Origin of the sequence: Dictyobacter arantiisoli, from assembly GCF_008326305.1 — a bacterium.
GTDB lineage: Bacteria > Chloroflexota > Ktedonobacteria > Ktedonobacterales > Ktedonobacteraceae > Dictyobacter > Dictyobacter arantiisoli.
This window is the reverse complement of record NZ_BIXY01000221.1, coordinates 1-1,702: the sequence shown is the minus strand read 5'-3', so window position 1 is coordinate 1,702 and position 1,702 is coordinate 1. Positions and strand designations below refer to the sequence as shown.

Sequence of the window (1,702 nt, the reverse complement as noted above, 5' to 3'; positions counted from 1 at the left end):
TATTCTCCTGAAAATAGCCGCTCCACAAAAGCAGGCAGCAGAGATCATGCCGTCTCTGCTGCCTGCTGTAATTGGACCTGGTACCCTAATTGCTCAAGACGGCGAAGCGCTCGACGTTTGGTGGTCTCTCGCTCTTTTTCGCTGGCATACTGCTCTCCCAATTCCCGGAAAGGCTCATCCTCTTTGAGCACATGATAAATGATCAGCAGGATCCGATGAGCTACTGCCACGATGGCCTTTTTTCGGCCCATGCGTTGACACAAGCGTCGATAATACGCTCCCAGGAACGTTCCTTTACTGCTGGCTGCTCCTTGTGCTGCTTCAATGAGGGCCGTGCGCAACCATCGATTTCCTTTGGTCGTCTTGCCACTTAACCGTTTGCCTGCACTCACCTTGTTGCCTGGACAGAGTCCTGCCCAGGATGCTAATTGCTCCTCGGTTGGAAAACGCTCCATCTGGATGCCGATCTCAGCGACCACGACCTCGGCCGTGCGCAGACTGATCCCCGTAATTGCATCGAGCCGCTCAATGGCTCGTCGAAGATCCTGTCGATGCTCACCCAGAAGCCGCGTTTGGCCTTCTTCTTCTTCGACGATTTCCTCTGACTGAACATCTTGGGAAGCCGCTTTGGCGGCTTGCTTTGAGGAGGGTGAAGGTTCGGGGTCTTCCGGTCCGTTGCCCAGGCCTAACTGCTCGGCAATTTGCTGATCAAACGCCTCAATCTGTTGGCTTAAAAAGTCCAGGTGAGCCAGATGCTGCGAGAGTACAAAGCGATGATGCGCTCGCAGCGTTCCTTGAACGGCCTGCGCCAATTGTGGCTGCTTGCTCCGCAGTTTCCCACGTGCCATCCCTGCCAGGGTTTCCTGGTCCTGCTCTCCTTCCAGCATCGCATGCAAGATCTGTCGGGCGGTTTTGCCGGTGATATCGGTGACCACCGAAGAGAGTTTAATATTCGCGTCCTCAAGCACCTTCTGCATCCGGTTCACGATCCGAGCTCGTTCCTCAATCAGGGTTTTGCGCGTTCGTGTTAACTCTCGCAACTCCCGTTGGGGACGAGGCGGAATAAAGCTTGCATTGAGTAATCCATGCTGCAGCAAACTGGCAATCCATTCTGCATCTTTCACATCCGTTTTGCGACCAGGTACCGCTTTGATATGCTGCGCGTTGACCAGCAGCACCTCCATCTCCCCTTCCAACACATTGTAAATCGGTTTCCAGAACACCCCTGTGCTCTCCATAGCCACATGAGTGCATCTAGCTCCTTTGAGCCAATCCAACAACTCCAGTAATCCGGTCGTCATCGTACTAAATGTTCGCGTCTCTTTTTTGAGATGCCCATTGGCTCCTCGAAGAAGCAAACATGCCACGATCATCTTTTTGTGAATGTCCAATCCACAACAGCGTTCAAAGACCACACTGATTAGATCTTTCTCCATGCTTTCCTCCTGGCAAGGGGCTGCTTTCTTCACGCTCATGCAACCAGTTTCGCCAAGAGGATACCGTCCCATAAAGAAATTCTCCTTCGTGCTTCCCTCGTCTGGGAGCCACAGTTCCGGGTGCCTACAGGTATCCCGATCATATTTGAACCCAGGTTTGTTCCACTAGATAACATCTCGATCTGTGAATCTTGGCGCTGGTTCACCTCCTATTTTACCTCCTTTTCATCGTTCCGGGTGCTCCGCAGGAGCATGGACTATTTGAA

Annotated in this window: 1 protein-coding gene; it reads right to left on the bottom strand. The window is 52.6% G+C overall.

Annotated features, from left to right (window positions below; translation table 11 throughout):
* Positions 1–44 precede the first annotated feature (44 nt).
* Positions 45–1,436, bottom strand: a complete 1,392-nt coding sequence (locus tag F1593_RS27910; protein ID WP_149404822.1) for an IS110 family RNA-guided transposase — start codon at positions 1,434–1,436, stop codon at positions 45–47.
* Positions 1,437–1,702 lie beyond the last annotated feature (266 nt).

Excerpts from the sequence above, each read along its gene's own strand:
- F1593_RS27910 (WP_149404822.1), bottom strand. The coding sequence starts at position 1,436 with ATGGAGAAAGATCTAATCAGTGTGGTCTTTGAACGCTGTTGTGGATTG.